The organism is Serratia sp. CoH_122_TC_1 (genome assembly GCF_058191755.1).
In genome coordinates this window covers 23443-49665 of sequence record NZ_JBXWLA010000004.1, presented here as the reverse complement: position 1 = coordinate 49665, position 26223 = coordinate 23443, and the positions used below count along the sequence as shown (strand labels likewise).

At 57.2% G+C, this 26223-nt stretch carries 22 protein-coding genes; 13 read left to right on the top strand and 9 right to left on the bottom strand.

The window, feature by feature from the left end; genetic code table 11:
- From AC2FC2_RS06305 to AC2FC2_RS06290, 4 genes are all read left to right on the top strand, one after another.
- On the top strand, positions 1-741 hold the full coding sequence (locus AC2FC2_RS06305; protein WP_490658960.1) for an energy transducer TonB family protein: 741 nt from the start codon (positions 1-3) through the stop codon (positions 739-741).
- Positions 742-780: 39 nt separating this feature from the next.
- The gene (locus AC2FC2_RS06300; protein ID WP_209634759.1) at positions 781-3027 is read left to right on the top strand and encodes a TonB-dependent receptor family protein; all 2247 of its coding nucleotides are present in this window, start codon (positions 781-783) and stop codon (positions 3025-3027) included.
- Positions 3028-3104: 77 nt separating this feature from the next.
- Positions 3105-3755 carry a MotA/TolQ/ExbB proton channel family protein gene (locus tag AC2FC2_RS06295; protein WP_209634762.1) on the top strand — a complete coding sequence of 217 codons (651 nt, stop codon included), beginning with the start codon at positions 3105-3107 and terminating at the stop codon, positions 3753-3755.
- Positions 3748-4998: a phospholipase D-like domain-containing protein gene (locus tag AC2FC2_RS06290; RefSeq protein ID WP_490658959.1), complete on the top strand. Its 1251-nt coding sequence runs from the start codon at positions 3748-3750 to the stop codon at positions 4996-4998. Before AC2FC2_RS06295 ends, AC2FC2_RS06290 begins: the two co-directional genes overlap by 8 nt.
- A gap of 102 nt (positions 4999-5100) precedes the next feature.
- Here the strand turns inward: AC2FC2_RS06290 and AC2FC2_RS06285 are convergent, their stop codons facing one another.
- From AC2FC2_RS06285 to aptA, 4 genes are all read right to left on the bottom strand, one after another.
- Entirely contained in the window at positions 5101-6210 is a 1110-nt protein-coding gene (locus tag AC2FC2_RS06285; protein ID WP_490658958.1) for a DmpA family aminopeptidase, read from the bottom strand.
- 2 nt (positions 6211-6212) lie between these two features.
- Positions 6213-7589 carry an APC family permease gene (locus tag AC2FC2_RS06280; RefSeq protein ID WP_490658957.1) on the bottom strand — a complete coding sequence of 459 codons (1377 nt, stop codon included), beginning with the start codon at positions 7587-7589 and terminating at the stop codon, positions 6213-6215.
- A 163-nt stretch (positions 7590-7752) separates the two neighbouring features.
- On the bottom strand, positions 7753-9261 hold the full coding sequence (locus tag AC2FC2_RS06275; protein WP_265555844.1) for a CoA-acylating methylmalonate-semialdehyde dehydrogenase: 1509 nt from the start codon (positions 9259-9261) through the stop codon (positions 7753-7755).
- A gap of 12 nt (positions 9262-9273) precedes the next feature.
- A complete protein-coding gene (aptA, locus tag AC2FC2_RS06270) occupies positions 9274-10614 on the bottom strand; it encodes an omega-aminotransferase AptA (protein ID WP_490308017.1) in 1341 nt (446 codons plus the stop codon).
- A gap of 133 nt (positions 10615-10747) precedes the next feature.
- Between aptA and AC2FC2_RS06265 the strand changes: the two genes are divergently transcribed.
- Positions 10748-11677 (top strand): LysR family transcriptional regulator, encoded by a 930-nt coding sequence (locus AC2FC2_RS06265; RefSeq protein ID WP_209634781.1) that lies wholly within the window; start codon positions 10748-10750, stop codon positions 11675-11677.
- A 133-nt stretch (positions 11678-11810) separates the two neighbouring features.
- Here AC2FC2_RS06265 and AC2FC2_RS06260 read toward each other — a convergent pair whose 3' ends face one another.
- Positions 11811-12938, bottom strand: coding sequence for an iron-containing alcohol dehydrogenase (locus AC2FC2_RS06260; RefSeq protein WP_490308018.1), 1128 nt, complete (start codon positions 12936-12938; stop codon positions 11811-11813).
- A gap of 265 nt (positions 12939-13203) precedes the next feature.
- Between AC2FC2_RS06260 and AC2FC2_RS06255 the strand changes: the two genes are divergently transcribed.
- From AC2FC2_RS06255 to AC2FC2_RS06245, 3 genes are all read left to right on the top strand, one after another.
- Positions 13204-13962 (top strand): helix-turn-helix transcriptional regulator, encoded by a 759-nt coding sequence (locus tag AC2FC2_RS06255; protein ID WP_265555841.1) that lies wholly within the window; start codon positions 13204-13206, stop codon positions 13960-13962.
- 101 nt (positions 13963-14063) lie between these two features.
- On the top strand, positions 14064-15365 hold the full coding sequence (locus AC2FC2_RS06250) for an NAD(P)/FAD-dependent oxidoreductase (protein ID WP_209634791.1): 1302 nt from the start codon (positions 14064-14066) through the stop codon (positions 15363-15365).
- A gap of 21 nt (positions 15366-15386) precedes the next feature.
- Positions 15387-15752 carry a cupin domain-containing protein gene (locus AC2FC2_RS06245; RefSeq protein WP_209634794.1) on the top strand — a complete coding sequence of 122 codons (366 nt, stop codon included), beginning with the start codon at positions 15387-15389 and terminating at the stop codon, positions 15750-15752.
- A gap of 41 nt (positions 15753-15793) precedes the next feature.
- Here the strand turns inward: AC2FC2_RS06245 and AC2FC2_RS06240 are convergent, their stop codons facing one another.
- From AC2FC2_RS06240 to AC2FC2_RS06225, 4 genes are all read right to left on the bottom strand, one after another.
- The gene (locus AC2FC2_RS06240; protein WP_490658956.1) at positions 15794-16600 is read right to left on the bottom strand and encodes an alpha/beta hydrolase; all 807 of its coding nucleotides are present in this window, start codon (positions 16598-16600) and stop codon (positions 15794-15796) included.
- A 98-nt stretch (positions 16601-16698) separates the two neighbouring features.
- Entirely contained in the window at positions 16699-17811 is a 1113-nt protein-coding gene (locus tag AC2FC2_RS06235; protein ID WP_209634800.1) for a class II histone deacetylase, read from the bottom strand.
- A gap of 13 nt (positions 17812-17824) precedes the next feature.
- The gene (locus tag AC2FC2_RS06230; protein WP_490308021.1) at positions 17825-18997 is read right to left on the bottom strand and encodes an MFS transporter; all 1173 of its coding nucleotides are present in this window, start codon (positions 18995-18997) and stop codon (positions 17825-17827) included.
- Between the two features lie 146 nt (positions 18998-19143).
- Positions 19144-19791, bottom strand: coding sequence for a LuxR family transcriptional regulator (locus AC2FC2_RS06225; RefSeq protein ID WP_209634805.1), 648 nt, complete (start codon positions 19789-19791; stop codon positions 19144-19146).
- Between the two features lie 567 nt (positions 19792-20358).
- Here AC2FC2_RS06225 and AC2FC2_RS06220 point away from each other — a divergent pair.
- The 5 genes from AC2FC2_RS06220 to AC2FC2_RS06200 all read left to right on the top strand — a co-directional run bounded on the left by AC2FC2_RS06220 (position 20359) and on the right by AC2FC2_RS06200 (position 26215).
- Positions 20359-22071, top strand: coding sequence for an arylsulfatase (locus AC2FC2_RS06220; protein ID WP_490659029.1), 1713 nt, complete (start codon positions 20359-20361; stop codon positions 22069-22071).
- Positions 22068-23252 (top strand): anaerobic sulfatase maturase, encoded by a 1185-nt coding sequence (locus AC2FC2_RS06215; RefSeq protein ID WP_490658955.1) that lies wholly within the window; start codon positions 22068-22070, stop codon positions 23250-23252. Before AC2FC2_RS06220 ends, AC2FC2_RS06215 begins: the two co-directional genes overlap by 4 nt.
- A gap of 132 nt (positions 23253-23384) precedes the next feature.
- The gene (locus AC2FC2_RS06210; protein ID WP_490308023.1) at positions 23385-24878 is read left to right on the top strand and encodes an APC family permease; all 1494 of its coding nucleotides are present in this window, start codon (positions 23385-23387) and stop codon (positions 24876-24878) included.
- A complete protein-coding gene (locus tag AC2FC2_RS06205) occupies positions 24853-25440 on the top strand; it encodes a DUF3156 family protein (protein WP_265555836.1) in 588 nt (195 codons plus the stop codon). Before AC2FC2_RS06210 ends, AC2FC2_RS06205 begins: the two co-directional genes overlap by 26 nt.
- Complete coding sequence (locus AC2FC2_RS06200; protein WP_490658954.1) at positions 25433-26215, top strand: SDR family NAD(P)-dependent oxidoreductase; 783 nt, start codon at positions 25433-25435, stop codon at positions 26213-26215. The genes AC2FC2_RS06205 and AC2FC2_RS06200 overlap by 8 nt, the downstream gene beginning before the upstream one ends.
- The last annotated feature ends 8 nt before the right edge of the window (positions 26216-26223 follow it).

Sequence of the window (26223 nt, the reverse complement as noted above, 5' to 3'; positions counted from 1 at the left end):
ATGTATCTGCTTTATCGTTCACGTCACCTTTTCAGCTGGTTGCCGGCGCTGATCGTCGTGGGCTGTGTGCTGTTCGCCAGCCAGCAGGCGGCACTGAAAATTCAGCCGCGCTATGACGAAACTGCCATGGAGCTGGCCTTGGTCGAGCCGGAGCCTCAGACACAGCCGGAACCCCCGGTGGAAACGCCGCCGCAACCCGAACCCCCGCCGCCAGAGCCGGAACCGATTCCTGAACCGGTCGTGCCGGCCCCAGAGCCGATTATCGAGGCTAAGCCGGCGCCAAAACTGCAGCCGAAACCGAAACCGGTGAAAGAAAAAGCCAAACCGGTGGAGAAGGCCAAACCTGTCGCAGCACCTGCCGCGCCAAGAGCATTTGTCAGCAAACCGGCGGCAGTACCCGCTCCGGTCGCCCCGGCCGCGCCAAAGGTGAACACCCAGGCGATCGAAAACGGGTATCTGCAGGCACTACGCCACGAATTGGAACAGCGTAAGCGCTACCCCAGCGGACGGCAGGCCTCTCTCGAACGGCCTCAAGGCAACGTAGAGGTGTGGCTGGAGGTTGACCGCAGCGGCCGAGTGCTCTCGTCCGGCATCACGAATAAGGCCACCAGCATGCTGCTCAACCGTGCGGCGCTGAGCAGCCTGCAAAGCATCAGCCAGGTGAAGCCGTTTCCAAGCGACGCTTTCAATGGGCAAACAACAAAACGATTTTCAGCCACGTTCAATTATCAGGCGCCTTGACGCCTGGCATAACAGTTTGATCTTTATGGGATGGAAACAATGAAATCTTTTAATCGTTCTGGGATTTATCTGGCAGTGATGTCGGCGATGTTGCCGGGCGCGGTGCTGGCGGCGGACTCGACCGACGTCGGTACCATCAGTGTAAAAGGGCAGTCGCTGGGCGGTGGCATGATGGTGCAGGACGACAGTGCCAAGTCACGTTCCACCGTCACCAAAGAAGCCATGGATAAAATGCCGGCGGCGGCCAACGCCATCGACAAATTGAAATATACCCCCGGCTTGAACGTCAACAGTAACGACGCCAGCGGCCTGAGCGGCGTCGATTACACCATGCGGGGTATGAACTCCGATCAAATCGGTCTGTCGATGGACGGTATCCCGATCAACGACTCCGGTAACTATGCGGTGTACCCGAACTTGCTGGGCGATTCGGAGAACCTGGAAGAGATATTCGTTACTCAGGGGTCCTCAGAAGTTGATGGCCCGCATATCGGCTCCAGCGGCGGCAACATCGGGATGGTGACGCGCCGTCCGTCGAAGGACTTTGGCGGCTTTGTCAAACAGACGCTGGGCAGCAACAACCTGAGCAAAACCTTTGCGCGTCTGGAGACCGGTGAGTACAACGGCTTCAGCAACTGGCTCTCTTACTCGCACACCGAAGCGAAAAAGTGGCGCGGTGAAGGGCGCAACTATTCCGACAAGTTTGAGATGAGCTCGCTGTACGAAGACGGCAACGGCAACAGCAGCAACTTGGTGATGAAGTACAACCGCCAGAATAACATCAACTACAACACCCTGAGCAAGGCGCAGTTTGACAAGGACGGCCGCTATGCCAACGACTACTCTGCCACACCGGAGTACAACAGTAAGGGCCAGTTGAACAAGTACTACAAACTCAACCGTAACCCGTTTGATACCTTCACCCTGTCGTTCACCCAGAAACTGCAACTGCGTGACAACCTGGCGTTGACGGTACAACCTTATTACTACTGGGGTAACGGCGGCAGCTTCAACGGGCAAACCGCTTCCGTGCTGTCCAACACTTCAGATAAGGCCGGCCAGTACGATCTCAGCAATCTGAAATCCAACACCTATTACCGCCCGTCATGGACCCAGACCTGGCGCCCGGGTATCACCACCAAGCTGAAGTGGGACATCAACGATCAGCACAGCCTGGATATCGGCTACTGGTATGAACGTGCGCGTCAGTCACAGACCCAACCCTTTATCGGCATCAAGGACGACGGCAACCCGGAGCAAATTTCGGGTAAACCGGGCGGTTCCGATCAGGTGAAGGATGCCAACGGCAAAACCGTGCAGGGGCGTAACCAGTACACCATCACGCCGGCACAGAAAGTGTGGCTGCAGGATACCTGGTTTGCTACGCCGGACTTGACCTTCGTCGGCGGGCTGGCCTATCAGTACGTTGAACGCAATGGGGACAATAAAGGCAGCCTGTATAACGTGCCGGAAAAGCGCGATGCCAGATACCATGAATTCCTGCCGAACTTCAGCGCCAGCTACAAACTGAACCCGGAAAACCAGGTGTTCTATAACCTGACGCGTAACATGCGTACCCCGCCAAACTACGTGTTGTACAACGTGGGGGATTCGATCAGCACCAAGCCGGAACTGAGCTGGAACCATGAGTTGGGCTGGCGCTTCGAGCGGCAAGACATGTTGATGAGTGCCACGTTGTTCTACATGCGCTACAGCGATCGCCAGATCTCGACCACCAACCCGGCGGGCGACTACGAGATGATGAACATCGGCAACGTAGAGAACAAAGGGCTGGAGCTGGAGTGGAGCGGCCAATTGCCGCATAACTTCAACTACTACACCTCTTACACCTACACCGAGTCCAAGCAGAAGAGCGACATTGTCAGCAACGGCGGTCTGCCGCTGCCAACCAGCGGCAAAGAGGTGCCGAACGTACCGAAGAACCTGCTTAACATGACGCTGGGTTATGACGACGGTTTGTACTACAGCAGCGTCAGTGGCAAATACGTCGGTTCCTTCTATGGCGACCTGACCAATGACGAGAAGATCGGCGGCCGCACGGTATTCGATCTGGCTGCGGGCGTGCATCTGCCGGTGGACAAAAAGATCGTCAAGAGCGCGGCATTGCGCTTTGGTATCAGCAACCTGTTTGACAAGGAGTACCTGACGTCGGTGCGTACCACCACCTTTAACGCAGCGCCTTATGGCGGTGTGAGGGCCAGCACGCCGTACTACAACGTCGGGGAAGAACGTACCTTCAGCGTCTCGCTGGAAGCCACCTTTTAACTAATTAAACGTCATGTCCTTCAGGTTGTGGCCGACAAGGCCGCAGCGTGAAGGACGATGAGCATGAGGACTGAGCGATGAATGCCAACCTGTTACACGACATTATTTTCTACGTGATGTATGCCGCACTGGCGATTGCGCTGGTGATCATCGTCGAGCGTGCGCTGTATTTCGCTTACACCCAACGTCAGGCGCGTCGGCTGGAGCAGGCGCTGACGCTGGACGTGCGTCGCACCGCCGATTTGCCGGATGAACTGACCCAACGCAACAGCCTGCCGCTGGCGGTGATTTCACCGGTGTTGGAGCAAAAACACCGTGCCGGCGACCGCGAGGCGATCGGCGATCTGATCGACGCGCAGTACCTGTTGAGTAAACCGCTGATGGCGCGCGGTCTGTGGCTGCTGGAAACCATCGTGACGGCCGCACCGTTGTTGGGGCTGTTGGGCACGGTCATGGGGATTATCGAAACCTTTAAGGCGCTGGCTGCCTCTGGCGTGTCTGAGCCGAGCCTGGTTTCTGCCGGTATGGGTACGGCGTTGTACGCCACCGGGCTGGGTATCGCCATCGCGCTGCTGTGCCTGGTCGGGAACAACTATCTGCAAAGCCGCATGGAACGGATAAACGAACTGTTGAAAGTGCTGTTGATCCGCGCCGGTGCGCCGACCAGCCGCCCGGAAAACGGCAGCCGTGAGCAATGGGTTGACAGTGAGGCACCACGCTATGCCTAATGGCCGTCAACCACGGCGGCCGCTGGGCCGCCTTTACACTGCGTTATGGGGTAGCTGTCTGTTGATGTTGAGCCAGAGTGCGGCGGCACGTTTTGAGATCCCCGGCTACGAGCTGGTGTATACCGCGCCGGTAGAAACTGCGTTGCAGGCAGATGACCTGCGCAACACTGCGCAAGTGTGGCAGCAGATGTTTGATGCGGCGAAAACCCGTATCGATCTGGGCCAGTTCTACGTGGCGAATGAACAGGGATCGTTGTTGGACGGTGTATTACAGCACCTGAAAGCCGCGGGCGAACGCGGGGTGAAAATCCGTTTTCTGATGGAAGAGAAGGGCATTCGCATTTCCACCCCTGAGACGCTGGAACAGCTTAAGGCGATCCCGAACCTGGAACTGCGCATTATCCCTTATCAGCGCCTGAGCGGCGGTATTTTGCATGCTAAATACCTGCTGGTGGACGGTGAACAGGCATTTGTCGGCAGCCAAAACTTTGACTGGCGGGCGCTGGCGCATATCCACGAAACGGGATTGCGCATCAGCGATGCCGGGGTTGTTGGGCAAATCCAGGCGATCTTCGAGCAGGACTGGCAAGCACAGGCCTTGTTGGCCGCGGATAAACCGGTGCCGCCACTGCCGTACCAGCCCAATGCCGACACGCCGCAGGGCAACTATTTGGTTGCCAGCCCACGCGCTTACAATCCGGCTGGCGTGATTGACTCGCAGGTTGAGCTGCCGCGCCTGTTGGCGGCCGCCAAGCAGCAGGTTCGGGTGCAGGTGATGGATTATGCGCCGCTGTCCTATGGCCCGGAGCGCAGCCGGCCTTACTATGCCGTGATCGACAACGCCCTGCGCAGCGCCGCTGCACGCGGCGTGAAGATCGAGCTGATGGTCGCCAACTGGAACACCAAAAAACCGGATATTGCCTGGCTGAAAAGTTTGTCCGTGGTGCCGAATGTGCAGATAAAGATCGTCACGATCCCCCCGGCAAGCAGCGGGTTCATTCCGTTTGCACGGGTGATCCACAGCAAGATCATGACCATCGATGGGGAAACGGCGTGGATCGGCACCAGCAACTGGACCGGCGGTTATTTGGATAACTCGCGTAATCTGGAACTGGTGTTGCACAACCCGCTGATGAGCCAGCGCGTGGATAAGCTCTACAGCCAGCTGTGGAACAGCGTTTACGCCGAACCGCTTAAACTGGATTACGACTACCCGGCGCCCAAACCGGGCGGTGAGTCCTGAGATTGCCGACCGGCTCACGTCGTGTTAAATCGGGTCGACCAGGGTAGACCCGATTTAACGCTTTGATTCTGCCATAGGGCGCAGTATGCAGCGCCTCAGGCCTTATTTCCGCCAGCCGCTTTCTTCCAATGCCGTCAGCAATTGCTCCGCGCTCAACCCTTCTGCCCGGTGGCCATTGCCCGAAACGGTATTGGCCGCCAGCAGGGCGTTGATAATCGCTTCTTCCACCGCCTCTGCCGCTGCCTCAAACAACTCAGAAATGTAATCGTTATTGACCATGCGCAGTGGGGTGGTGAATGCCCCTTTGTTGGCGTAGTCGGCAGGCGGCAGCCCGTCGTTGCCCGTGGCGAAAGCGATAAAGATATCGCCGCTGGAGTCTTCGGTGCCGCCGCCGGTGCGGGCAATGCCGATGCTGGCACGCTGGGCCAGTCGTGTACATTGGTGCGGCAACAACGGCGCATCGGTCGCGAGCGTAACAACGATCGATCCCATGCCGGGATGTGGCAGTTGCGGCGTGAATGGCGAGTGAATGTGCCCAAGATGGCGACCCACCGGGTATCCGCCCACTAGCAGCGACGCGCGTTTGCCGTGGTTGGCCTGCACGATGGCACCCACCGTCCACCCCCCGCGATCGGCGGGCAGGCGACGGGATGCCGTACCGCTTCCCCCTTTGAACTCATGACAAATCATGCCGCTGCCGCCACCGACCGCACCTTCCTGAGGTAATCCGCTGTGCGCCGCTTGCAGTGCCTGCCGTACGTGCTCCGGCTTGACGTGAAATCCGTTAATGTCGTTGAGCAGGCCGTCGAAGGTTTCCATCACTACCGGCATATTCCAGTACACCGCATTGTCGCCGGCGGGCAGGGCTTCGCGTTCCAGGGCAATCAGGCTGTCACGCACTACCCCGACGCTGTGGGTATTGGTGAAGGCAATTGGGCTGGTGAGCAGACCGGCTTCACGGATCCATTCCAGCCCCGTGGCGTCACCGTTGCCGTTGAGGACATGCACACCGGCAAAGCAGGGGGATTGCCGGGCCTGACCGGCACGGGGTTCAATCACCGTAACGCCGGTGCGCACGCTGTGGCCGTCGGCCAGATCGGCGTGGATGCTGGCGTGGCCAACGCGGACGCCGGGCACATCGGTAATGGCGTTCAGCGGGCCGGCAACGCCGTGGCCGATCTTAATGCCCAAATCCTGAGCGCGCTGCGACATGGTTATTCTCCTTCAATTGAGGGTTCTACGAGCGGGACGGTTTGACGGGTGTGCATGTAACTCAGCACCAGGCCAAAACAGAGGATACCGGCAATGATAATAAAGTCTTTCAGGCTGCTGGCGATCAAAATTGTCCACAGCACGTACAGGCAGCCAAGCAGTGCAATCACTACCGGCAATGGCCACAGTGGCATCAGGTACGGGTGATGGAAACGCACACGGCGGCGGCTGATCAGCGCGGCGATGGCCATGATGATGTACACCAGCAACAGCAGGATCACGGTAAAGGAGGTCAGATCGCCGAGGTTGGAGCAAAAGGCCAGTAGCGCGGAGGGAATGCCGAACAGCAGGGTGGCGATCCACGGGGTACCAAAACGCGGGTGGATCTTTTTCAGTGCCCGGTTTATCTGCGGTAGCCAGAAACCATCACGCCCACTGGAGAACATCATCCGGCTGAACTGTGCCACGATGGCGATGATGGCGTTAAACACGGAGAGGTAAATTGCCCCGCTGACCACCCGCGCCAGCGTCGGCCCGCCCAACTGGCTGACCACGTAGCCGACGGGATCCGCCTGTTTGGCCATTTCAACCAAAGACGGTGCGCCGATCAACAGCGCGGTGAAGGGCAGTAATTCGACCAGCACCACGATGACCAGCGTTAGCATGATGGCGGTCGCCATCGGTTTGCCCTGTTCACGCATGTCCTCTGCCATGTATACCGCCGCGCCATAGCCGTTGTAGGAAAACAGCGCGACGCCAACCATAGTGACGATCAACGGCACGGAGACCGGCGACAGCCCCCCTTCGGGGTTGAGTATCACCGGTGCGGTGAGTATGTCTGCGCTTTGGTGCGGATTGCTGAATCCCAGCCAGGCGATTAAGCCCAACACCGCGATCTCGACCACCAGAAAGGTGCCGGTCAGCAGGGCATTGGCCTTGATATTGAAAATGGCGCAGGCACCGCCGATCAGGATGGTGATCATACCTGCCGTAGAGGCGTCAAATTGCGTGCCCAGTGCGGTATTTAAATAGGGCACCGCGCCAGTGGCCAGCACTGCCGGGACAAACAGCGCGGCGCTGAGGATAAACAGGTAAGTTTGGAGCCCACATAGGGTGCCGAACAGCCGCTTGATGATGCTGTATTCGCCGCCTGCGCTGGGGTGCGCTGCGCCCAGCTCGGCGTAGCACAATGCAATGGTGGCGGCGATAAAGGCGGCGATCAGGAATGAAATAAAGGCACCGCTGCCGGCGCTGGCAATCGCCAGTGGGGCAATGACAAAGATAGAGCTGGCCGGTGTGACGCCGGAGGCAGTGATCATCACCACGTCGAGGACGCTGAGATTGCCTTTGAATTTATGTTCTGGTGTGGGCTCTTTCATTCAATACCCCATGAACAACGCGTAAGTGAGTGATGTTGCGGGCGGCGATTCATGCGGTAGATCATTGCGATGGCATGTCGTCGCCCGGCCTGATTAAATGGAACGCGTGGAAAAAGAGGGCGAATGTCTTCGCCCCTGTAACATATTTATTTCTATAGTGAAATTACCCTTGCCCGGACGGGAAGCTGAAGCTGGCATATTGGGCATCATGGGACGAAGGCCAGCGCTGGGTAATGGTTTTGCGCTTGGTGTAAAACCTGACGGCATCCGGGCCGTAAGCGTGTAAGTCGCCAAACAGTGAACGTTTCCAGCCCCCAAATGAGTGGTACGCCACCGGTACCGGCAGTGCAACGTTGATCCCCACCATGCCGACCTGAATATGGCTGGAGAAGTAACGCGCCGCCTCGCCATCACGGGTGAACAGACAGGTGCCGTTACCGTATTCATGGGCGTCAATCATTGCCATCGCGTCTTTCAATGAGCCGACCCGCACAACGCCTAACACGGGGCCGAAGATCTCCTCCTGATAAATCCGCATCCCCGGTTGCACGTGGTCAAACAGCGTTGGGCCGAGGAAATACCCCTGGCTCAATTGCCCGTCGTCGCCTTGTACCTTCAGTTCACGGCCGTCGACCACCAGACGGGCGCCTTCTTCAACACCCTGATCGATGTAGCTTTTTACCTTTTGAAAATGTTGCTGGGTAACCAAAGGCCCCATATCGTTGCGGTTATCATTACCCGCGCCAATTCGCATGTTGGCCATTTGCTGTTGCAAGCCGGCGATCAGGGCGTCGGCGGTATCATCCCCCACCGCGACAACCAGCGGGATTGCCATGCAACGTTGCCCACAGGAGCCGAATGCCGCGCCCATCAGTGCGCTGACGCTACCGGCGATGTCAGCATCCGGCAACACTACAGCGTGGTTTTTCGCGCCGCCCAACGCCTGTACCCGCTTATTCTGGCCACAGCCGGTGTGATAGATGTGTTCTGCCACGGGCGTGGAGCCGACAAAGCTCACCGCCTTAACGCGTGGATCGTGCAGCAGAGTGTCTACGGCTTCGCGGTCGCCGTTGACCAGATTCAAAACGCCGGGGGGTAAGCCGGCCTCCGATGCCAGTTGAGCGATATACAGCGTGGAGGAAGGCACGCGTTCTGACGGCTTCAATACAAAGGTGTTGCCGCATACCACGGCCATTGGCCACATCCACAAGGGGACCATCGCCGGGAAGTTAAAGGGGGTGATACCGGCCACCACACCCAGCGGCTGAAACTCACTCCAGCTGTCGATACCCGGTCCGGCGTCCTTGCTGTGTTCGCCTTTTAGCAGTTCCGGCGCATAGCTGGCGTACTCAATATTTTCGATCCCGCGTTGGAGTTCACCCATGGCGTCGCTGAGGACTTTGCCGTGTTCGGCGGTAATCAGTTGGCAGATGTGATCGGCGTGCTGTTCCAGCAGCGCTTTAAGACGAATCATGATCCTGGCCCGCTTCAACGGCGGTGTATCTCGCCAGGCTGGATAGGCCCGTTCGGCGGCGTCTATGGCACTTTCCACGGTGGCGCGGTCAGCCAGCAAGACCGCCTGATGTGACAGCCCGGTCGCCGGATCGAAGACCGGTTGGCTGCGAGTACCGCCAGTGGCGGACTGGCCGTTGATCCAATGTGCAATTGGCATGGTATTCGTTCCTTATTCGGTGGCGTTGATGGCGTCGCCCAAGGCGTTGATTAACGAATCAATCTGCGCTTCGCTGCTGATAAACGGCGGTGCCAGTTGCAGGGTGTCGCCGCCGTAGCGGACATAAAACCCACTTTCCCAACAGCGCATCGCCACTTCATACGGCCTGCGTGCCGCTTCGCCCGGTCGTGCCGCCAGCGTGATGCCCGCCGCCAGGCCAAAATTGCGAATGTCGGTAACGTGGCGGCAGCTTTGCAATCCGTGCACGGCCTGCTCAAAATACGGCGTCAGCGCCTGAACCCGCTCAATCATCTGCTCGCGCTCAATGATATCCAGCGTCGCCAACCCGACGGCACAGCTAACCGGGTGGGCGGAATAGGTGTAGCCGTGCGGGAATTCGAGCAAATACTCGGGGTCATCGGTGGCCATAAAGGCCTGATAAATCTCTGGGCGAACCACGACTGCGCCCATGGGTTGCGCACCGTTGGTCACCTGTTTGGCGATATTCATCATGTCTGGCGTGACACCGAAGGCTTCAGCGCCGGTCAATGCGCCGCAACGACCGAAGGCGGTGATCACTTCGTCAAAGATCAGCAGAATATTGTGTTGGGTGCAGATCTCACGGATACGTTGCAGATAGCCGACCGGGGGGACAATAACGCCAGCGGAACCGGAAAAGGGTTCGATAATGACGGCAGCGATGGTCGACGCATCACGCAGCGCGATGATCCGGTTCAGTTCTTCTGCCAGATCGGCACCTTGCGCAGGCATCCCGCGCGAAAAGGCGTTTTCCGCCAGCAAGGTATGCGGCAGGTGGTCTGCCTCGGCACTGGTGCCAAAGGCTTTGCGGTTACCGGCAATCCCGCCCACGGCAATCCCGCCAAAGTTGACGCCGTGATAGCCTTTTTCGCGGCCGATAAAGCAGGTTTTTCCTGCCTGACCTTTGGCTCGCCAATAGGCCCGCGCCATTTTTAATGACGTGTCTGCCGCTTCGGAGCCGGAGCCGGTGAAAAAGACATAATCCAGCCCGGCCGGTGTCATGGCTTTAATTTTATTCGCCAACTCGAATGATAAGGTATGGCCGAATTGGAATGCCGGGGAGTAATCCAGTTGGGAAAGTTGTTTATAGGCCGCGTCGGCTATTTCCTGACGGCCATGACCTAATCCGCAGCACCATAACCCGGATAAACCGTCAAAGATTTTACGCCCATCCTGGCTGGTATAATAAACGCCTTCAGCGTGGCTGATGATTCGCGGGTTGGCTTTAAAATTACGGTTACCGGTAAACGGCATCCAATGTGCTTCTAACCATTCACGTTCGGGCTTATTTTCAGGGTGATTTAAATCAGCCATTTTTCCCTCCGGGGGGAGAATAGGTAGGTTTATTAAATTATCTTTCGTGTTAATGAATTGTTGCTTGAAATTGACTATGTTCTGCTTCTTCACTAATGTGAATAATCATATATCGAAACTTACTTAAGGTTTTATGCAAGTAAAAAAGCGCGCACTTTTGGGGCAGTTAGCGGATATGGATTTACGGTTGCTGCGAGTGTTTAAGGCCGTGGTTGACTGCGGCGGCATGAGTGCGGCTGAGCTGGAACTGAATATCAGCCTGTCGACCATCAGCAAGCATATCAAGGATCTGGAGCAGCGTTTGGGGCTGACGCTCTGCCATCGCGGGCGTGAGGGGTTTGCAGTCACTGACGAAGGGCTGTTGATTTATCAGGAAACCATCAATCTCTTGGCGGCGACCGAAGCTTTCCGCCGTGGGGTGGATGATGTGCACCAGCGTTTGGGGGGGCAACTGCATGTGGCGATATTTGATCACACCGTCAGTAATCCTCAGGCACACATCGGCCGGGCGATTGCGTTATTTAGCGAGCAGGCACCGGACGTGTCTTTGCAAATGTATGTGGAACCAATAAATACCATTGAGCGTGGCGTTATTGATGGCCAATTCCAGGTGGGTATTATTCCCATGCACCGTAGTGCAGAAAGTTTATCTTATAGTTCGTTATTTAATGAGAGGATGTTCTTATATTGTGGTGCGCAGCATGAATTATTTTCCGTTAATCATGAAACGCTGAATTGGGATCTGTTGCACCATTATGCCTTTGCCGGTTTAGGCTACCACTCACCGAATATGGAACTGAGCCTGCAACAGCATTTGCAGCGTAAAGCGACCGGATTTGCTCAGGAGTCGATCGCGACGTTGATCCTTTCCGGCAAGTACGTCGGTTTTCTTCCCGACCACTATGCGGCATTTTTTGTCGCGCAGAATATGATGCGGGCGATCAAACCGTCGCTGTTCTGTTACCACTGTGAGTATTCCAGCGTATTACGGCGTTCACCCAGCCCGCAACGGGTCGTGAAGCTGTTCCACGAGTGCCTGCTGGCGGCTCATGGAACAGCTTGATGTTACTGATCTTTCTTCTTGCTGAAAATTTTGAGCAGCACACCGACCAGTATGCCAATCGCGATGCCGGTGAAAATCCAGCTGATGATACCCATTTCCGATCCCCCGCTATTACGTTGATCTCATTCTATAATCATTCGACGCGGAATGCGCCTTCGATCATCAGCTGACGCTGCGGCGCACTGTAGTCGATCAGCGCGTTCTTGCTGTTGGATTTAGCCAGCGTCACGGCCAGTTCGTCGGCGGACAGGGGCAGATCGTCCTGCCAAAACGTGGCGATGGCGTTGCGGGTAATGAAGTCGATCAGGTAGCGTTCCGGGCTGTCATGTTGTTCGGGGAACAGGCGAGTGGCGAGGTCGGCCATCAGTGCCCGCTGCTGCGGTTGTTCACTTTGAGCCAGCAGCTCGAGGAAAGGCAGCAGCAGACGGCCGCAGACCTGTCCGTGGTGATAATCGCGCAATGCGCCAATCTCACCTGCAATACCGTGGATCACACCCAGCCCCGCGGCACTCAGCGTCAGCCCACCTAAGTAGGACGCCTGCATGATGTCCTCACGTGCCTGATCGCTGCGGTTGAGCCTGGGCCAGGCTTGCAGGAAGTGGCGGATACCGGTCAATGACATCTCTCGCGTCATGGCATTGGCGGTTTTGGACAGGTAGGCCTCGAACAAATGGGTGAAGGCATCGATGGCGCAGTAAGCCAGGACCTTATCCGGCGCACCCTGCAGCAGTTGTGGGTCCAGAATAGCGGTATGAGGGACAAAATTGTTATGCCGCAGCGAGGCTTTCACCTTACTGAACTGGGTATCTGTGATGACCGCATTCTGGGTGACTTCGCTGCCGGTACCGGCCGTGGTCGGGATGGCAATCAGCGGCAAGGTGGCCCCACTGATTTTAGTGTCGCCGACTTTTTCCATATAGCGCAGGGTTGGCAGTGGGTGCTCAACCAGGGCGGCAAAGGCCTTGGCGGCATCCAGCACGCTACCGCCGCCGATCGCCACCACCCGCTGAGCCTTGCCGCGCCAGCGCGCTACCCAGGCGTCAATCTCGTGCGGTGACGCCTCGTGGCTGACGATTTCAGTGCCAATAAGCAGCGGCGTCAACGTGTCCGCCAGCGAAGAATACACCGCGCCTTTGAGAAATGAGCGGCAGCTAAACAGTAGCGTCGGCTGCGGTTCTGCGTTCAGTAGCGGGATCAGTTGGCTGATACTGCCGTGGCCGAACCAGGTATGGCGGTTGGCGATCGTCAGGCTGGTTGTCATAGTCTCTCCTTGGCGCACGAAAACCACAGCATAAGCCAGCCTCAGCGGCCGAACCACTGCTTTTCACTGCCTGAATGACATTCCATTAATATGTTAACCCAGCATGATTGTGGCAGGGCGCAATAATCTCGCGAAGGTGTGATTTGTTTAACATGTAAACAATTCAGGGATTGCATTTGGCGCCATTGAGTGTTTTTTATAACAAGCAGGCCAGGATGAAGCCGGAGCACAGTGATTGTTAATTTATTAATGATGGCGGGCAGAGATGACTATTCAGGTCGAACGATTATCAGCGGTGATCGACGCGGTGGCGACCCCAGGCTTTTATCCTGGCTTGTTGGCCTGGCTGGAAGGCTTTTTCGCTTTTGATAATGCCATTGTCTACGCCTTTGAACGCGGCCAGGCGCCGCGCTGCCTGATAAAAACCGAGAAGGAAAATAGCGACGCGGTTAACCAACTTTACCAACAGGGCGCCTACCTCCAGGATCCGTTTTATCAGGCGCTGAACGGCGGCGCTGGGGGCGACGTGCTAACGCTGCGCCAGCTCGCGCCTTGCGGTTTCTACCATACTGATTATTACCGTAATTTTTACCGCAAGACCGGCTGGCATGACGAAGCTGGCGTGCTGTTGCCCCTGACGGCGGAACGCGGGCTGGGGGTGTTCTTCGGGTCGGCGCGTCAATCGGTCGGGGTACGCTCCCCCCAACTGGCGGATTTACGCGATGCGCTGACGCTATTGAAAAGCGTCGCTCGTCTGCATGGGGAAGTGATTGCCGCCCCCGCTACGCCGGAAAAGGTAATGGACAAGGCCGTGCAGGCGCGTTATCTGCTGACGCCCCGCGAACGCGAGATTGTGGATCTGATCCTTGAGGGTTGCGGCTCACAGCAGATTGCTGACCGGTTGTTCATCAGCGTGGGCACGGTGAAAAATCACCGCAAGAACATCTACAGCAAGCTGAATATCGGCTCACAGGCTGAACTGTTCAGCTTGCTGTTAGCCACCCCGCTGCGACGCAGTGCCTGAGTGTTAATTATTTGTTGCGAATGTCCCTAAGGGGATATGGTGGCCGCCGGGTCGCTTGCCGATAATCCGATGATAGAGCCAAGGTCATCGGGAGTGCGGCAGTGAATAATAATATCGAATCCTTAACCTACTACGCGGCAACCAAAAAGTACGATCTGCGCTTCCCGACGTTGGAAGAAGATCTGGACGTTGACGTCGTCATCATCGGTGGCGGCTTCTCCGGCATTAATACTGCCCTGGAGCTGGCGGAGCGGGGCATCACCAATATCGCCATTCTCGAAGGACGTCATCTGGGCTACGGTGGCACCGGCCGCAACGGTGGGCAGGTGATGGCGGGGATCGGCCATGACCTGGAAAAGATCAAACGCCACGTCGGTCCTGCCGGGCTGGAAACCATCTTTAAAATCAGCAACCTCGGTGCCGGGATTATTCGCGAACGCATCAAAAAATACCAAATCGACGCCGATTTTTGCTTTGGCTACGGCTACCTCGGCAGCAACGCGCGCCAGGAGAAAACCCTGCGCAGCTGGCTGAAGGAATTTAAAGCGGTATCGCCTGACGAAGAGATCGAACTTTATACCGGTGCGGAAGTGAAGCAGGTGGTGGGATCGGACGCTTATACCTGCGCGTTGAAACACATGGGCGGCGGGCATGTGCATTCACTTAACCTGCTGCTGGGCGAGGCCAAAGCGCTGAGCGACTACGGTGTGAAAATTTTCGAGAACAGCAGCGTGCTGGGCGTGGAGTACGGTTCGCGCATTAAGGTACGCACCGCCATGGGATCGGTACGCGCCAATAAGATGCTGTGGGCCTGCAACGGTTTTCTCAACGGCATGGAGCCGTTCATCTACAACAAAACCATCAATACCTATGCTTTCCAATTGGCGACCGAACCGCTCCCTGACGCGTTGATCCGGCAGATCAGCCCGATCCGCGGCGCCTACAGCGATATTCGCCCGGTGATCGACTACTACCGGGTGACCAATGAAAACCGGCTGCTGTTCGGCAGTGCGACCCGGTTGATCGAATACATTCCGGCAGATCTCAAAGCCTGGAACCGTAATCTGATGTTGAAGGTGTTCCCCTATCTGCATGACGTCAAAATCGACCTGGCCTGGGGCGGCCCGCTGTGCTGTAGCGCCAACCTGTTCCCGCAGATTGGTACCTTGCCACAGCACGATAACGTGTTCTACGTACAGGGTTACTCCGGCTTTGGCGTCACGCCGAGTCATATCGTCTGCAAGGTGCTGGCGGAGGGCATGAGCGAAGGATCGGATCGTTACGATCTGATGAGTTCGATTCCGCACGTCAATATCTTCGGCAAGGACAAACTGCGGCGGGTGATGACCACTGCCGGCAAAGTTTGGCACCAGACATCCGGCTACTGGAAAGGCCGCCGTTAATTCTTATGAGAGGAGAGAGACATGAAACCATTACTGCTTAAGCAACCGCTGCCTGAATTGCTGGAAATTGGCAGCGTCAGCAACCTGGGTGCCAAAGTGATCGCCGGGGAGCCGAACGTGGGCGTCGCGACTATTTTCGGTGAGCCAACCGATAACCTGAACTGCGGCATTTTTAGCTGTACGCGCGGTACCTTCGTGATGGAATACCCGTTCGCCGAACATGCCACCGTATGGGAAGGCACGGCCACGCTGACTGATGAGAACACCGGTAAATCTGTGCAGTACCAGGCTGGTGACTCGTGGTTTGTCGAGAAGGGCACGCCGGTTCGCTGGGAAATCACCTCCGATCGTTTTGTAAAACACTATCTGGCCATTGTCGAAGGCTGATCCTATTGTAATCCCCTCTCCTGCAGGAGAGGGGAAACCGCTTATCCCAGCACCCGCTCAATAAAACTGCCGATCCGCTTCAGGATCTGATCTTTGTTGGTTTCGTTAAAGCTCTCATGACGCCCACCTGGGTTCACCATAGATTCAAAATCGTTGCCCTTCAGCATGTTGATGGCGGTTTGCGACTGTGCCATGAGCACCAGCCGGTCATCATCACCGTGTATCCATAACGTGGGCAAGGCACCAAAGCCCGGCCCGGCGTTGATTTTGGCCAGCATGTGCTGCATGCCATGCAGCGTCGGGCGTTTGAATGGGCCGTGCCACACCAGCGGGTCGGCCTGGTAGGCAATGCCGACGGCCGGATCGCGCGACAGCGTCGCGGTATCAAGTGGCGTGTCCGGGATCTTCGGTAAATTCAGCAGATCGGAAATCTGGGTTCTTTCTCCAATCAACGGGCCGGAAAGCACCAGCGCACGCACGTTATCACCATAGCGCTGAACGTAGCGGGTGGCGATCATGCCGCCCATGGAATGGCCAATAATCACCAGGGGTACCCCCGGATGCCGTTGCTGGAAATGTGCCGCCACGTGGTGAACGTCGTCGACGACGGCGTCATAATCTTCAATTAATACGCGCTCACCCTGCGACAAACCGTGGCCAATGTGGTCGGGGCCAAAGACTCGCGCACCTTGCGCCTCCAGCGTGCGCGCGACGTACTGATAGCGACCGAGATGCTCACCGTAACCGTGTACCAACAGCGCCAGAAAGCGCGGCCGGTCATGGCCCCAATCATGTACCGCGATATCGCCCTGGACACCTTTGATAAAGGTAATTTTCTGTTCAGACATATTATTTTTCTCATCGGTAGGGATAAACGGAAACCCTATTGAGCGTAGCGGCAAAGCGAGGAATTGGTAGGGGCGCAAGATGCTGCGCCCCGAGGCGATTAGCGAATGAATTGCTGTGCCAGGCGATCGATAGCCTGGCGCTGGAACTGGTTGAAGGCTTCACGCGGCTGCTGTTGTTGGATAAAGGCCAGCAGGGGATCCTGTACCTCGGTACGGATACCGCTGAGCTCTTCCATCACCGCCAGGCCGCAGAAGGGGACGTAGGATTCGGCATAACCGCCTTCATGTACCATCACCAATTTGCCACCGCACAGGCGATCGGCGGCGTCCTGCACCAACGCCGTCATGTGACGGAAACTGTCGCTGTGCAGCTGCATACGCGCCAGCGGATCGAGGGCATTAGCATCGTAACCGCAGGCGACAATGATCATTTCTGGTTGGAATTGTTCCAGTGCCGGAATGACAATTTGGCGCATGGCATGCAGATAACCGTCGTCACCGGCCCCGGCCAGCAACGGAATATTGATGTTATAGCCTTCGCCCGCACCGGCCCCGCGATCCTGCTCACCGGAGTATCCTGCAGGGAAGCAACCATCCTGGTGCAGCGACAGCGTTAACACGTCATCCCGCTGCCAGTAGATATGCTGGGTACCATTGCCGTGATGAACGTCCCAGTCGAGCACCGCCACCTTGCCCAGACCGTATTTCGCTTTGGCACGTTCTATGGCTATGGGGATATTGGCCAAAAAGCAAAAGCCCATCGACTGATCCGGCAGACAGTGGTGGCCCGGTGGGCGTGACAGTGCGTAGGCGTTGTCCAGATCGCCCTGCAGCACCGCCTCGACTGCCGCGCAGGCTAGACCGGCGGACAACTTGGCGATCTCGTAACTGCCGGGGCCGAGCGGCGCCTCCTCACCCAGCATGCCGCCGCCGTTGTCGCTTAACTGTTTGAAGCGTTGTAAATAGTGGGCCGGATGAATGCGCAGCAGGTCTTCATCCGACGCCAGTTCCGCGCTCAGCAGGGTGAGCTGGCGCGACAGACCTGACACGTCCATCAGGTTTTTCATGCGCCGTTTGGTTTCCGGCGATTCGGCATGGCCCGCCCCCGAGGGGGGTTGTACCCAACCGCCGACCGGTAGCGTGGTGGCGTGCAGGCCGGTGCTGTGCCAGAAACAGCGTTCATCAAACAAGAAACCGGTTTTTCTTTTCACCTTTTTACTCCTGTTAAACGGCGCGGCGAACGCGCTGTGAAGCCAACAAAATCAACAGCAGCGACAGCAGCGCACTGCCCAGTGCGCCGACCAACAGTGCGTCGAAGCCGCCGAAAGATTCGATCAGATAACCGGCCAGCGTTGGGCCTATCGCCATACCACCGCCAATCACCAGATTGATGTTGTTCATGAGTTTGCCGTTGTTATCCAGGCCGGCAACGCGGGCCAAAATAAACGGCAGTACAAAGGTCCAGGTGAACTTGAACAGCACGGCGGCCGCAGCAAAACGCAGCAATAGGGGTTCCCTGAACAACAGCCCAATACCGGCGATCAACAACGCGTAGCCCAGCCAAATCAGTACATTGCCGCTACGGCGCGCACTGATTAACGCGGCACCGCCGGCACCGACGATGCCAAACAGCGTGGCGGCGGCCAGTACCTGACCGCTGTTGACCGGCGAAAGCCCGGCAGCGGCGGCGATGCTGCCGATAAAGGTCCAGACTGCGCTCAGGCTGATATAAAAGGTCAGCACGGACAGTACGGCGAAGGCTTTACGGATCCAGGGAATCGCTGCGGATTGGGTTGTGGTTTGCGCCGGGTGAAACCCGCTGGGGAAGGCGCGGATCAGTGGCAGGCAACACAGCATGATGGCTGCCAGGATCAGATAAACCGCCATCAGGCCAACATGGGCGAACAGCGGCGGCAGTACCAGCAGCCCGACGGTTCCCAGTACCAGTTGGCCCAGCACCCACAGGGCGTAGACTCGGCTGGGGTTGGCGGTGCCGGCGGCGCAGGTGATACACAGGATCATCAGCGTACCGCCCGCCAACGAAGCGACAAAGCGTAGCCCCAATAACAGGCTAAAATCACTGACCAGCGCTGAGGCCAGGTTCCCGGCAATAAATACGGCTGCCGCCAGCGCCGCGATCTGGCGCCAGTTAACGCGCCCAATCCACCACCAGGCGGGCAGCGTCGCCAGGCTCATTGCGCCCAGTTCGGTGGAAAACAAATGCCCGATTTGTGCCGGGGTGAGGTGCCATTGGCTGGCCAATTGCGCCGCTACCGCTGGGGCTGTCATCAGGATGCCCGGCGCAATGGCGGCAAAGATAATAATGGCAGTCAACAGCCGTGGCGGGCAGGGGAGAGCCGCCCCGGCAGCGGGCACAGAAACGGAATCACTGGACATAATAATTATCCCCGCAGGTTTAAGTCTGAATCAGATATAGCCGCGATGCCGGATTTTAGGCAGGCGGGCACTGCGCCAAGGATGGCGAATAATTAACGCGTTGTATGACCAACGCTATAACTCCTTGCTATGACTCGATTTATTTATTAGCCGTGGGCAATAAAGCTGCTGGCGACTAATTCGGTACGATTTACCACGTCGGTTTTGGCAAATATATTCCGCATGTGGGTTTTCACGGTTGAAAGTGAAATGCCTAATTTCAGCGCAATGCGTTTATTGCTGGCTCCTTCGCGTACCATATTCACGATTTCTTGCTCTTTGGCCGTCAGTAATTGGGCTTCCCCCTCGGGCAGCAGATCGCGGGTCGCCAGTTCGATCAACGGCATGACCGCCCGCAAGCGACCACGCTCCAATTCAGTAAAGGGGGTATCGCGGATCAGCGACACGCCAGCGACGATGCGTTTACGTTGACGGATAAAGATCTCGGTCATGTCGCGCATGTCATTGGGTAGCATAAAATCATGATAATAATGACGATTATTGGCTATCGCCATCGGGCTCATCCCGACCATATTGATATCCTGATGGTGGAAATTGGCCGGTTTGAGCGGATCGATCTGCTGAAAATGGTTCAAATACTGCTGGTGGGTTTTATCGGAAATGCCATGCAAAATATAGTGATCTGGCCGCAGATCGGAATTCACTAAATAAAATACCCCAGCGGACACCGGGATCAGGTGCGCGATGGTGGCCAGGCAGCTAGTGATAAAGGCATCAGGTGGTGCAGTGTGCATGATTCATTTCCTCCCTTTACCCGTCGTCTTTAAACCGCAGCGTGATGAGCGGCAACGTTAAATTCACTGGGTATGTCATTCTGGTACTGGGACGGTACGCGCATCTGTATACAATGTGAACGATACAAGCATAGTTGTAGCAATTTCGCAACACAATAAAAACATATTAACAACGTGAGCCTGATTGCAATAAAATACATAAATAACAAGATGCCACTTGGCTCCTCATCCTTGCCTGCACTCAATTTCCAGCCTGTTTCATTAATACATTAATGAAATATTTATGACGTTTTGCCGCTGAATTTACAGCGGTTTTCGCGCTTTCCGTGGCGCGGACAGTTTTGCGTTCTGCGTGCTACATCTCGGCTTCTTCGTTGCGGCGCCTCGTTCTTAAGAACGATAGCCAGGCTTTTCTATTGCTTCCTACACTGCAAAAAACCGCTCTGGCTATGCCTTGAAGATAACGGCAGCCGGCGGCAAAAGGATAAGACGAAAAAACTATGACCTTTCTCGGGCTGAGGCGTTTGGTTGTTCAACCCGAATGACAATGCAGGGGATGAGGTGATGATGAAGAAGAAAACGCTGGCGGTGGCGCTGGGTAGCGCATTGTCGGGGATGGCACATGCGGCAGACACCGAACGCCCCAACGTGCTGATCATTCTGGTGGATGACATGGGCTATTCCGACATCAGCCCGTTCGGCAGTGAGATCCCCACGCCCAACCTGCAGGCGCTGGCCGAGCGAGGGGTGCGTATGAGCCAGTATTATACTTCGCCGATGTCTGCCCCGGCGCGATCGATGCTGATGACGGGCAACACCAACCAACAGGCCGGCATGGGTGGCATGTGGTGGTACGAAAGTACGGCGGCGCAGCCGGGTTACGAAATGCGCCTGACCGACCGGGTGACCACGATGCCTGAACGTTTCCGGGACGCTGGCTATGCCACCATGATGGCGGGTAAATGGCACCTGGGCTATGCCGAGGGAGCGAAACCGACCGATCGCGGTTTCGAACGCGCTTTTGCTTTTATGGGGGGCGGTACCAGCCATTTCGACGATGCAAAACCGCTGGGCACGGTCGAAGCCTTCCATACTTTCTACACCCTGAACGGCAAGCGCGTCTCGCTGCCACAGGATTTCTATTCCAGCAAGGCCTACGCTACCCAAATGGCGCAGTGGATCAGCGATACGCCGAAGGATAAGCCTATCTTCGCCTACCTGGCTTTCACCGCACCGCACGATCCCTTGCAGGCACCGGACGACTGGATCGCAAAATTTGACGGCAAGTATGATGCTGGTTACCAGCAGGCCTATCAGCAACGGATTCAGCGGCTGAAGGCATTGGGGATCATTTCTGATAACACGCCCATGCCGACGTTGGCGCTCGATAAAGCCTGGCAGGACATGACGCCGGAGCAACAGAAATACGCGGCAAAAACCATGCAGGTGTATGCGGCGATGATCGCCTATATGGACGATCAGGTCGGTGGGGTGCTAAAGACGCTAAAACAGACCGGGCGTGATAAAAACACGGTGATCATTTTTGCCACCGACAATGGCGCTAACCCGGCCAGCGGCTTTTACTACGGATCTAAGCCGGAGTATTGGCAGCAGTTTGATAACAGTTACGCCAATATTGGCCGCAAAGGGTCCTTTATCTCTTACGGCCCACACTGGGCTAACGTCAGCAATGCGCCGTACGCTAACTACCATAAAACCACCAGCGCGCAGGGGGGGATCAATACTGATTTCATCATCTCTGCGCCGCAGTTAAAAGGCCGGGGAGGCATCGATAAAACGCCCATGGCGGTGTATGACATCGCACCGACGCTGTACGACTACGCCGGTATTGATGCCCGTAAGCAACTGAAGGGAAAACCGACGTTGCCGATGGTTGGCGTCAGCTTCAAGCGGTATTTCAGCGGCGATGCCGACAGCGTGCCGCGCTCAACCTACGGCGTTGAGCTGCACAATCAGGCCGCCTACGTGGATGGCATCTGGAAGCTGCGACGGCTGGTGAAAGCCGGGCCTACGGCGCAAATGGCACCCTGGGGGCTGTTCAATCTGCAGGACGATCCCCTCGAAACACAGGATGTGGCTGCCGCCAACCCCGAGCGGGTTAAGCAGCTGAGTAAGGAATACCAGGAGTACGCTGACAAAGGCATGGTGATAGAAGCCAAAGGCGAAGCGATTGATTACCTTGGGGTGGACGGCAAAACCGGCAACTATATTGGCCTCGATCCCATTACCCATAAGCCCTTGCCGCAGGCGGCAGAATGAACCTGACTCAGCTGCGCGCGCAGCAGATCCCGGTTGACGTCGAACCGCGTGCCGCGGTGCCTTTCCATCTGTTGGTCAAACCTATCGGGGCTGGTTGTAATCTGGCCTGCAACTATTGCTATTACCCGCAGCGACAGGGCGAGCGACCGCAAAAAATGGACGACGGGCTGCTGGAGGATTTTATCCGTCGCTATATCGCCGCCCAGCCGCGCTACAGCCGCGAGATCAACTTTGTTTGGCAGGGGGGCGAGCCGCTGCTGGCAGGTATCGGTTTTTACAAGCGAGCGCTGGCGTTGCAACAAAAATATGCGCCACCGGGGGTTAGGATCAGCAACAGTCTTCAGACCAACGGCACGTTGCTGAACGCCGCCTGGTGCCGGTGGTTCAAACAGCATGATTTCATTATTGGCGTCAGCCTTGACGGCGACCGGCAGATCCAGGACGCACACCGTCCGGATAAGCGGGGTGGCAGTAGCTATGACGATGCGCTGCGCGGTATTGCGCTGCTGCATCGGCATCACATCGCGTTCAACCTACTGGTGGTGGTGCATGACGGTGTGGTGGATCGAGCGCAGGCGATGTACGACCATTTTGTTGCGCTCGGTGCACGTTACCTGCAATTTCAGCCCCTGATGCTGGAAGGCGACGCCCCGGATGCCGGCTACGGATTGAGCGCCGCCAACTGGGGGCGCTTTATGCTAGCGATTTACCGTCGCTGGCGCGCACAGGGGCATTGGGGCAAGGTGTTTGTGATGAACATCGAACATGTTTACGCGCAGTACTTCACCCAGGTCAGCCCCAGCTGCGTGCATGCCGAACGCTGCGGCGGCAATTTGGTGATGGAGCCGGATGGTCGGCTCTACGCCTGCGATCATCTGATGGACGCGCAGCATTATCTGGGGCATTTCGATCAACATACGCCCTTCGCGGACGCGGTATCGGCGGCAACGGCCATGGACTTCGGCCGGATCAAAAGCCTGCGCCGCGAATGCCAGAGCTGCAGCGTGAAAACTGTCTGCCAGGGCGGCTGCCCGGCGCACATCGGTGCGGATCGCTATAACCGGCTGTGTGCGGGCTATTACGCCTTCTTTTCTGCGCTGCTTGAGCCGCTGCGTGCTTACCCGCGTAGCCCCCAGGGCGCCATGCAATGGCGCAGTGCTGTGAGCGGCAGCACAGCTTGAGCCGCTCTCGTCCTTTAGGACGATAGTCAGCATTTTCGATTCCTCTCTATAGTGATATTGCCGCCACTGGCGACGTAAAACCTGCAAATGCACCATCAGGGCAAAACGATAAAACTATAAGAGGAAATAACCATGAACCTGTCGTCGCGGCTTCACGCCCACCTTGAGCGGGGTAAGGTCGGATTCCCCACCACGCTGGCCAGCTCGGTCGGGGTGATTATGGCCAGTCCGGTGATCCTCACTGTCACCAGTGGTTTTGGTATCGGCGGCGACACCTTCGCGCTGGCGATGCTGATCGCTTTTATTATGATGCAGGCCCAGCTCACCACGTTCTCCGAGGCGGCGGCGATATTGCCGACGTCCGGCTCGGTATATGACTATATCGCCTGTGGCATGGGGCGCTTTTTTGCCATCACCGGCGCGCTGTCAGCCTACCTGATCGTGCATATCTTTGCCGGTACTGCAGAAACCATTCTGTCCGGCATTATGGCGCTGGTGAATTTTGAACACCTTAACACCCTGATGGAAACCCATAATGCGTCCTGGATGGTGGGGGTTGGGTTGGTGATTGTGTTCGGGTTGCTTAACGCATTCGGTATTGAGGCGTTCGGCAAAGCGGAAATCGTGCTGACCTTCGCGATGTGGAGCACGCTGGTGATCTTTGGCATTGCCGGGCTGCTGTCGCCGCATGCGGTACCTCTGGAAGGCTGGTTTGGCAGCACGTTGAGCCTGAGCGATCCGTTCGCGGTATTTAGCCTGATTGGCATGGCGATGTTCATGTTCGTTGGCTGTGAGTTGGTCACGCCGATGGCGCCGGAGATCAAACGTTCCGCCAGTGTGATCCCGCGTGCAATGTCGCTGGGGTTGTGCGGCGTGGCGGTTTGCATGGCGCTATACGGTGCGGCACTCAGTCATCAGGTGGAAAACGTGGTCGTGGATGCCGCCAATGGCGTTCACCTGCTGGATACGCCGATGGCGATCCCGGCCTTTGCCGGCCAGGTAATGGGGGAGTTCGGCAAATACTGGCTGGGCGTCGGGCTGTTGCTGGCCGGCGCGGCCACCATTAATACGCTGATGGCGGCGGTACCGCGCATTCTTTACGGCATGGCGCTGGACGGCGCACTGCCGCGTATCTTCGCCTATCTGCACCCGCGTTTTAAAACCCCGGTGGTGGGGATTGTGGTGGCGGTGCTGATCCCCTGTATTCACGCCTTTGCCATTCAGGGCAATCTCGATCGCATTATCCCCTTGGTGCTGGCAGCGGTCTGTGCCTGGGGCGTGGCTTACCTGCTGGTGACCTGTTCGGTGGTGATCCTGCGTATTCGTCGTCCAGACTTGCCACGCGCATATAAATCGCCGTGGTTCCCGCTGCCACAAATCATTTCCAGTGTGGGCATCGTGCTGGCGATTATCTATATCACCCCGCCGGGTATGAACCCACGCGCCGTCTACATTCCTTTCAGCATCATGATTGGCCTGACTGCGGCCTATGCGCTGTTCTGGACCCTGTGCGTGCAGAAGGTTAACCCGTTCAAGCCCGTGCCGGTTGAACAGGTGCTGGAAACTGCCTTCGCGAAAGCAGAAAACGAGGAGGCGCAGTTTGATCGGCTTACTTCCCTCACTTAACCGCCTTTGGCAGCGCGCGCCAGCCGGCTATCAGCCTGGGGTAACCCTGAGCCGCCTGGCAAACAACCTGCAGCCTTATGCCTGTGAGCGTCTGTCGCCCTGTTTGCTGCGCCTGACCTTGCCGCAGGGGCCGGTGATCGACATCAGCGAACAGGTTAGCGCGTTGTTTATGGCGCATATCGTCAGCCACCGTTTTCTGTTGCAGGGTGATTGCACGCTGAAGGCGCCGCTGACGCTACGTATCACCGCAGGGGGTTGGCTACGTCGACGCAGCGTGGTGTACCGCACCCGCCGAGAAGATGCCGTGGCGCAACAGGTGATTGCTGCCCTGCAGCGTTATCCGCAAATAGGTCAAACGCTGGAACAGCTTGATTTTCGTCGTATTCAACTGACGGCGGTCGCTGGCCGTTGGCGGTTGGAGATCGAGCATTTTGCCGCTTCGGAAGTGGTCAGCCGGTTGCCGGCAGGTCGCCGCTATCTGCGGCTGGAGCCGGAACAGCGGCGGCTGCTGTTGAGCAGTTTGCTGATGATCGGCCAATTGATGGAGAAACTGGATGAGTAGAGTCGTAGTGATTACCGGTGGTGGCACTGGTGTTGGCGCCGCCTGTGCCCGATTGCTGGCGGGCAACGGCGACCGCGTGTTCATCATCGGCCGTCGTCGTGAACCCCTGATGGCGCTGGCAGACGACATTGGCGCACAGGCTTTAGTGGGCGACGCGTCCAGCGGGGACTGTTGGAAAACCGTGCTGCTGCCGGCCATTTTGCAGCAGGCTGGGCGCATCGACTGCCTGATAGGAAGCGCGGGCGGCATGGGGTTGGGGCGCATTACCGAGATGAGCGATGACCACTGGCGCCACGCATTGGACAGCAATCTCAATAGTGCGTTTGCCAGTGCCCGTGCTTGCCTGCCGGAGCTGGTTAAATCCGGCGGTAATCTGTTGTTTGTCGCGTCTATCGCCTCGCTGGCTGCCGGGCCGGAGGTCTGCGGCTATGTCACCGCCAAACACGCCTTGATCGGGCTGATGCGATCCATCGCCCGCGATTATGGCCCACAAGGCGTGCGTGCCAATGCCGTCTGCCCGGGGTGGGTCACGACACCGATGGCGGATGAAGAAATGCAGCCGTTGATGGCAGCGCACCAACTTACGCTGGAACAGGCCTACCAGCATGTCTGCCGTGATGTGCCGCTGCGCCGCCCGGCCAGCGCCGAAGAAATTGCCGGCATCTGTCGTTTTCTCTGTTCGGCGGAAGCGTCAATCATCACCGGCGCGGCGCTTGTGGCGGACGGCGGTTCAACCATTGTTGATGTACCGACATTGGCTTTCACTTCTCTTTAAGGAGCATC